The organism is Nocardia sp. NPDC004722 (assembly GCF_053601505.1).
Genome location: NZ_JBSGBY010000471.1, coordinates 1 through 6,858, shown reverse-complemented (window position 1 = coordinate 6,858; position 6,858 = coordinate 1). Strand labels below are relative to the sequence as shown.

6 protein-coding genes and 1 pseudogene are annotated in these 6,858 nt (G+C 69.0%); 6 read left to right on the top strand and 1 reads right to left on the bottom strand.

Annotation, left to right across the window (positions count from 1 at the left end):
* The 5 genes from ACWELQ_RS33605 to ACWELQ_RS33585 all read left to right on the top strand — a co-directional run.
* The coding region (locus tag ACWELQ_RS33605) for a DUF7373 family lipoprotein (RefSeq protein WP_452401057.1) at window positions 1-1,036 on the top strand (1,036 nt) is incomplete at its 5' end.
* A 68-nt stretch (window positions 1,037-1,104) separates the two neighbouring features.
* On the top strand, window positions 1,105-2,652 hold the full coding sequence (locus ACWELQ_RS33600) for a serine/threonine-protein kinase (RefSeq protein WP_452401056.1): 1,548 nt from the start codon (window positions 1,105-1,107) through the stop codon (window positions 2,650-2,652).
* Window positions 2,653-2,767: 115 nt separating this feature from the next.
* Entirely contained in the window at window positions 2,768-3,706 is a 939-nt protein-coding gene (locus ACWELQ_RS33595; protein WP_452401055.1) for an SDR family NAD(P)-dependent oxidoreductase, read from the top strand.
* A 49-nt stretch (window positions 3,707-3,755) separates the two neighbouring features.
* Window positions 3,756-4,388 (top strand): GNAT family N-acetyltransferase, encoded by a 633-nt coding sequence (locus ACWELQ_RS33590; RefSeq protein WP_452401058.1) that lies wholly within the window; start codon window positions 3,756-3,758, stop codon window positions 4,386-4,388.
* Between the two features lie 96 nt (window positions 4,389-4,484).
* Window positions 4,485-5,342 carry a hypothetical protein gene (locus ACWELQ_RS33585; protein WP_452401054.1) on the top strand — a complete coding sequence of 286 codons (858 nt, stop codon included), beginning with the start codon at window positions 4,485-4,487 and terminating at the stop codon, window positions 5,340-5,342.
* Window positions 5,343-5,347: 5 nt separating this feature from the next.
* Here ACWELQ_RS33585 and ACWELQ_RS33580 read toward each other — a convergent pair whose 3' ends face one another.
* Window positions 5,348-6,250 carry a helix-turn-helix domain-containing protein gene (locus ACWELQ_RS33580; RefSeq protein WP_452401053.1) on the bottom strand — a complete coding sequence of 301 codons (903 nt, stop codon included), beginning with the start codon at window positions 6,248-6,250 and terminating at the stop codon, window positions 5,348-5,350.
* A gap of 85 nt (window positions 6,251-6,335) precedes the next feature.
* Between ACWELQ_RS33580 and ACWELQ_RS33575 the strand changes: the two are divergent.
* Window positions 6,336-6,858: pseudogene (locus ACWELQ_RS33575) on the top strand (DUF445 domain-containing protein); the annotation flags it as partial.

Genomic DNA, 6,858 nt, shown 5'->3' with positions numbered 1-6,858 from the left:
GGTGCCGCGGGCGATCGCCGGGCAGCAGCCGGATATCTCCGTCGGGGATCTGCTGCAGGAGTCGATCCGGATGGCCGACCGGCTGCCGCTGGCGCTGGATGTGGACAATCGGCTGGTGTACGGCGCGGGCGGGAACGCCGTCACCGCGGACTATCCGATGCTCGGCATCGACAAGTTCGACGACCTGACGCCGGGGCTGATCGCCGGGTGGCAGAGCGGCGGCCGGCATCGCCGGGACACGGCGATGGGGCTGGGGCTGCATCTCACGGTGTTGCGGTTCGGCACGCCGGAGCAGGCGGCGTCGGCGGCGAATCGGCTGATGGTGGCCGGCCAGGATCCGCAGTCCCCCGACAAGGGGCCGGTGACGCTGCCCGGCTATCCGGACGCGAAGTCCCGGCTCAATAGCCTCGAATCGCTGCGGACCTTCGTCACCCGGGGTGATTACCTCTACTTCGTCTACGCCACCGACATGCTCACCGTGCCCGACGGTCCCGGATCTCTGATCGATGGCACGAAGAAGCTGCTGGATCGGGCGATCGACGCGATGAAGGACTTCCGGCCGACACCGGTCGACCAGCTCGCCGGGCTCGCCTCCGATCCCGAGGATCTGCTCAGCCGCACCCTGCCGCCGGGCAAGGACCAGATCTGGGCGATCGAGGGCGTGTACACCCCGCACGCCGCCCTGAGCACCGACGATCGCCCGGCCACCTCGAAGGCCGCATTCGACAGCGCCGGTGTCGATCTGGTGGCGCACGCGCTGAGCGGGGTCTACCGCACCCGCGACGCCGCGGGCGCGCAACGGCTCACCGGCGCGTTCGTCGACGAACTCCTCGATCGCTACAAGCCCATCGACCCGCCACCCGGTCTGCCCACCGCCCGCTGCCTGCAAGCCAAGAACGACGACGCGCTCGGCGGCAAGTACCTCTGCTATCTGCCCTACGACCGGTACATGGCCGAGGTGACCGCCGAACAGTCCCAGGATCTGCGCCAACGACTTTCGGCCCAGTACGAGCTACTCGCCTACGGCCACATCTGATATCGGGCCGGGTCCGGCGAAGGTTGCTACATTCGAGTCTGCGACCCGGCAGCCAGAGGAGGACTTGAATGCCGTTGCGGCCGGGGACGATCGTGGGCGGCTACCGGGTGATCAGGGTGCTCGGCAGTGGCGGGATGGGGACCGTCTACCTGGTGCAGGATCCGATGTTTCCGCGCAGGCTCGATGCGTTGAAGGTGCTCAGCGCCGATCTGTCGCACGATGAGGTGTATCGCAACCGGTTCGAGCGGGAGGCGAATCTCTCCGCGGCACTGGATCATCCGAATATCGTCACCGTCTACGCGCGCGGCGAGGAGGACGGGCGGCTGTGGATCGCCATGCAGTACGTGCCCGGCACGGACGCTTCCGTCGAATTGAAGCAGCATCAGGGCGGGCTGGACCCGCAGCGGGCGCTGCGCATCGTCACCGATGTCGGCAAGGCCCTCGATCACGCGCATCGGCGGGGGCTGCTGCATCGGGATGTGAAGCCCGCCAACTTCCTGCTGACCCGCAGCGAGGACGATCCGGACAACGGTGAGGAGCGGGCGCTGCTCACCGATTTCGGGGTGGCCACCTCGATCGCGGACGGCCGGGAACTGACCGCCACCGACGGCCTGATGGCGACGCTGGCGTATGCCGCGCCCGAACGGCTGGTGGCCGGTCCGCTGGATCATCGGGGCGACATCTACAGTCTCGGTTGCGCTTTCGTGAAACTGCTCACCGGGCGCACGCCGTTCCCGGTGACCTCGCTGGCCACGGCGACGCTGGGCCACCTCCAAGAGCCGCCACCCGCGCTGAGCACGCTACGGCCCGATCTGCCGCCCGCGCTGGACGCCGTAATCGCGAAGGTGCTGGCGAAGGACCCGGCGCAGCGCTACGCCACCTGCCGCGAATTCACCGCCGACGCGGCACTGGCGTTGGCGGGCGGGCTGCCGCCGGTCGGACCGGGACCGTTCGAGGGCCGAGCGCCCGCCACCGGCCGATCCGCCCCGGGCCCAATGGTTTTCCCGGATGGGCCGCCCACCGACCTGACCGGCCGGTCGCCCGCTCGCGAAGGGCGGACCCGGTCGCGGGTGCTGCTCGGCGCGGCCATGGCCGTGCTGCTGGCGATCGTGGCGGTGGCGGTGCTCGTGGCCACGCACCGCTCGACCACCGGCGGTTCGGCCGCCGTCACGACCACGGCGGTCGATTCCTTGTCCCAGGTCCGCTCGGCCCACCCCGCCTTCCAATCCAAGACCGCCGTGGCCTTCAATCTCGGCGACGGCACCCTGTCGGCCGATCTCGACACCAGCGACCAGGCGAAGTTCTTGCAGGACATCGGCTTCCACTACAGCACCGACTACCGGGCCAAGGGCGACGAGCCCTCGCCCCGCCAACTCTCGCCCACCGACGCCCTGGTCCCCGATGTGGACATCGTCATCGTCGTGCGCACCGACAAGCAGGCGGGCAACGGCGGCCTGCGCGGGCTGCCCAGCGGGTTCCTGTCCTCCTCCCTCACCCACGCCCGCCTCGTCATCGTCGACGATCCCGCCACCGCGCAAGCCTTCCAAACCTGGACCCCCGCCTCCCCCGACCTCCTGGTCCAACGCGTCGTCCCCTCGATCGTGAAGGTGCTCTGACCGCCCCGCGGATTCTTACGCGTTCTTGCCGAAGCGCTGCCGTCGCATTGCCGTTCGCCGCACAGGATCGGTATCGGTTCGGGAGGCCCGGACGGCAGAACGGAAGGAGCCGGTGATGCGGGGTATGCGAGTGGGCGGCAGGTTTTCGGCGCGGTATCGGCTCAGCGACGGGCGCGGGCACGGACTGCCGGTCGAGGTGGCGAACTACTGGGACGGGCGGCATGTCGTGGTGACCGGTGGCAGCAGCGGAATCGGGCTCGAGGTGACCCGCATGGCCTTGGCGGCAGGTGCTCGGGTGAGCGTGCTCGCGCTCGAAGACACCGCGCTGGCAGAACTTTCGGCCCGGGCACCGGGTGAATCGGGGCGGCTGGCAGCGATCGCCGCCGACGTGACCCGGCCCGAGGACACGCGACTGGCGCTGTCACAGGCCCGCGCACGCTTCGGCCGGGTGCAGGCCCTGATCGCATGCGCCGGGATCGCCAAGCCGGACTACTTCGCGCAACTCGAGCTCGCCGACTTCGAAAAGCATATGGCGGTCAACTATTTCGGTGCGCTGCACGCGATCCGCGAGGTGCTACCCGACCTACGCGAAGGCGACCGCGACAGCATCACGGTCATCTCCTCGATGGCAGGCGTACTGCCCTGCTTCGGGTACGGCGCATACAGCCCCAGCAAGTCCGCGGTGCGGGCACTGTGCGAGGTACTCCGCCAGGAATTGCGCCCCGCAGGCATCTCGGTCACCGTGGTGCTCCCACCCGACGTCGACACCCCCCAACTATCGGCGGAAGCCGCCACCAAACCCCCGGAACTGCTGGCACTCAGCGGTTCCACCCCGATCACCGCCACCGCCGCAGCCCGCGCCCTACTCATCGGCGCGGCCCGCGGCCGCCCCACAGTCATCCCCTCCCCCACCGCCCGCCTGCTGCGCTGGCTAGCCGGCACCGCACCCCGCCTGATGGCCCGCCTAATGGACGCCATCATCGCCCACACACAACCCCGCGACATGCCCACGCGCGCAACCACCACCCACCCCCGCCTGGCCGACCGAGCTTGAAAGTTCTTGCGGGGCAGTGCACGTCGAGGATGATGGCGGGGTGAGTTTGATGAGGTATTGGCCGGTGGCGGGGTTGCGGGTGCGGACGCCACGGCTGGAGTTGCGGGTGCCCGACCTGGACCAGTTGGGGGCGCTGGCGGCGTTGGCCGCTGCGGGAGTGCATGATCCCGGGGTGCAGCCGTTCACGGCGGAGTGGACCGATACCGAGCCCGACGAGCGGGCGCGACGGGTGTTGCGGTTTCACTGGAAGGACTGGGCGGTTTGGGAGGCCGGGGACTGGTCGCTCAATCTTGTCGTGCTGCGGGATGGTGAGGTGGTCGGGACCCAGTCGGTGGGTGCGACGAACTTCGGGGTGTGCGCCGAGGTGAATACCGGATCCTGGCTGGGCCTCGACCATCACGGGCAAGGAATCGGGACGGAGATGCGGGCCGCCGTCCTGGATTTGGCCTTCGCACACCTCGGCGCGCAGTCCGCGACCTCGGGCGCCTTCGAGGACAACCCGGGATCATCCGGGATCTCACGCAAACTCGGGTACGAGCCTGACGGGATCGCACTGCACGCGATCCGCGGCGAGGCGGCGGTAATCCGGCGGCTACGCCTGAGCCGTGAGCGTTGGGAGGCTCATCGAACCGTCCCGGTCGAGGTGACAGGTCTCGCCGAATGCCGATCCTTGTTCGGCTGATCTCGACTACTGGGTTCGGAGGGGAATTGCGCCGATGTCGCGGGAGCCGTCGGCCTGTCCGTGGCTGGGCGGTCGGGGCGTCGATAAGGTCTGGGGATGGGCCTGCTGAAACCCGGTGATTTCGGGCGTGGTGTGCGGCGGGGTGTGCTGCCTGCGGTGCGGATCGTGTTGGGGGTCGGCATTTTCGTGGTGGCGGTGGTCAGCTTCGCCGGGCAGGCTGTTCGGGCGGCGGGTGCGGGGCACTATGCCAAGACCGGGTTGATCGTGGTGTGGGCTGTCGCGGTGGTGACGCTGTTGGCGCTGGCGTTCGTTGTGACGTTCTTCTACGGGCGCTACGGCTGGTCGGCGGGTGCCGTCGTCGGCGATAGTGCGGACGGGCGGGCGACGATTCTGTTGCGGGCCCGGGTGGGTGCGCTGGCCTACGTGCTGTTCCCCGCCTGGGCGGGAGCGCTCGGCTGGTACGGGATCGCGAAGGTCACCGGGCATCTGCCGTGGACCGATCCGCCGCTGTTGCGCCCGGCCGGATTCGGATTCGTGGCCATCGCGGCGGCGGCGTATCCGCTCCTCATCAGCGTCGAATACCTGCGCGGCGGGTACAAGCCGCTGCGAATCACCCTGTCGGGCTCCGGGATTCGCTACCGGGAGGCGACCGGGGAGACCTTCGTACCGTGGGGGCAGGTGACCGGGGTCGATGTCTCGTCTCCGGGCCGACGCGAATCCGCCACTCCGACAATCACTATCCACTATGCCGAGGGGCCCACGGTGCGGCATCACCGCAGCACGTGGATCGGCGGCAAACAGCACTCGAATCAGCAAGCGGCACTGCGCATCGCGCCCGCCGCCTTCGATATCGGTGCGCCCCGGCTGATCCGGGCACTCGAGTTCTACGCCGCCCATCCCGAATCCCGCGCCGAACTCGGCACCGACGCCAGCCTGGCCCGCATCATCGGCTGAACGCCTCAGCGTCCCCGGTGCGCGTCGACCTGATTGCCCAGCCGAGTCGCGGTCTCGGTCAGCTCGGCCAGATAGTGACGGCGTTCGGCACGAGTCACGTCCTCGCGCAGCGGGCCGATCTGCAATTCCATCACCGCGTGCCCACCGGCGTCGAAAACCGGTGCGCTGATATAGCTGATCGGCAGGCTGACATCGCGATCGAGAGTGCGCCGATCGTAGGCGCTGCCGCCGATGGCGGCCAACTGGGCCAGCACCCGGCCGCGCAGTTCCTTACTGGCGGGTTGGTCGGCGAGATGGTCGGCGACCTCGGAGAGCACCCGCAGGTTGGGCAGCCGGTCGGATTCCAGCTTCCAGACGCAGTGGCCGGTGGCGCGCAGCGTGGCCAATACGGCGCGGTATTCGTCGTGGCGTTCGGGGCCGCGGGTCTCGAGCCAATCCTGTTGGCGGGCAGCGCCCCAGTGCGCGATGATCGCCGCGCCCGCGGGAGCCAGCAGCGGGATGCGCACCCCGGACTCGATGCCGACGGTGTAGCGGTCCCGGGTGACGGCCAGGAATTCCACATGGTCGAGGGTGATGGTGGTCAGCGCCGCACCGCAGTCGACGCGGTCGGCCAGGCGCGCCAATTCCCGGTCCCGCCAGGCGTGGTCGTCGTCGGAGTCGGCCGCGTGCCGCCCGAGAGCGGCGATGGCGGGGCCGAGTTCGTAGCTGAGATCGGGCAGCCGCCGCACCCAGCCGCGTTCGGTGAGCGCGGCCAGGATCGCGCCCGCGGTGGAGCGGTTGAGTTCCAGCCGGTCGGCGATCTCGGCCGACGTGCGCGGGCTCGACGCCGCGGCCAGCAACTCCACGATCGCGATGACCCGTTGCGTCGGCGGTGAACTCGGGACCGGACCGGTCTTGCCAGCGGGCACGCGCGTCTCCTAGCCTGAGCCGTCGATACGAATAATCGTCACCTGAATACGAATACTCGCACCGAGGAGCAGGCATGGCAACCACGTGGACGCAGGAGCGCAGCGGGTCGTGATCGCGGATTTCGCCGACCACTGGCTGCTGTACTGTTCCATTCCCGTCGTCGCCGCGCTGATCGGCTGGAGCACCAAGCTCGTGGCCGTGCGGATGCTCATGTATCCGCTCGAATTCAAGGGCATCCCACCGTGGCTGGGCTGGCAGGGCGTGATCCCCCGCTCCGCACCGCGCATGGCCACCATCGCGGTGGACCTGATGTTCGGCAAGCTCATCGACCCGCAGGACATCATCGCCCGCATCGATATCGCCGAACTCACCACGCGCCTGCGCGAACCCCTCGGCGCCGGTGTCGATTACATGGTCCGCGCCATGATGCTGAAGCATCAGCCGCGACTGTGGGTGAACATGCCCGATTCCGCGCAGCGCGCCATCATCGAACGCGCGCAACGGGATCTGCCGCAGTTGATCGAGGACCTCGTCTACGACCTGCGCACCAATCTCGACCAGGTGATGGACCTGCGCGGGATGGCCATCAGCGCACTGGTGGACGACA

Bases quoted from the DNA above. Each gene is read 5' to 3' on its own strand.
- ACWELQ_RS33590 (WP_452401058.1), top strand. From the start codon at position 3,756: ATGAGGTATTGGCCGGTGGCGGGGTTGCGGGTGCGGACGCCACGGCTG.
- ACWELQ_RS33585 (WP_452401054.1), top strand. From the start codon at position 4,485: ATGGGCCTGCTGAAACCCGGTGATTTCGGGCGTGGTGTGCGGCGGGGT.
- ACWELQ_RS33600 (WP_452401056.1), top strand. From the start codon at position 1,105: ATGCCGTTGCGGCCGGGGACGATCGTGGGCGGCTACCGGGTGATCAGG.
- ACWELQ_RS33595 (WP_452401055.1), top strand. From the start codon at position 2,768: ATGCGGGGTATGCGAGTGGGCGGCAGGTTTTCGGCGCGGTATCGGCTC.